Genomic DNA, 250 nt, shown 5'->3' with positions numbered 1-250 from the left:
AAAAACAGCATTCCGGTCCGAAGCTCCGTCGTCTCCGAGTTCAAGGCGCAATACCCGCTGTTCGAGGCTTACGACAAGAACTCCGCCTACATGTTCTCCTTCACGGGCAACGTGCCGGGCTACAGCGAGCTGAGGCAGGTGCTCTATCCGGAGCTGCAGGCGATGTACATCGGCGAGAAGTCCCCCGAAGAGGCAGTCAAGGACTATCAAACGAAGGGGAACGAGGTCATCCAGAAGGCAAGAGCCAACT

Annotated in this window: 1 protein-coding gene; it reads left to right on the top strand. The window is 57.2% G+C overall.

The features are described from left to right. The coding region (locus NLU14_RS22575; protein ID WP_275710825.1) for a hypothetical protein at positions 1-250 on the top strand (250 nt) is incomplete at both ends.

Source organism: Marinobacter iranensis, assembly GCF_029207565.1.
In the GTDB taxonomy this organism is placed as follows: domain Bacteria; phylum Pseudomonadota; class Gammaproteobacteria; order Pseudomonadales; family Oleiphilaceae; genus Marinobacter; species Marinobacter iranensis.
The sequence above is the reverse complement of the archived record's forward strand: the minus strand, read 5'-3'. Positions and strand labels throughout refer to the sequence as shown.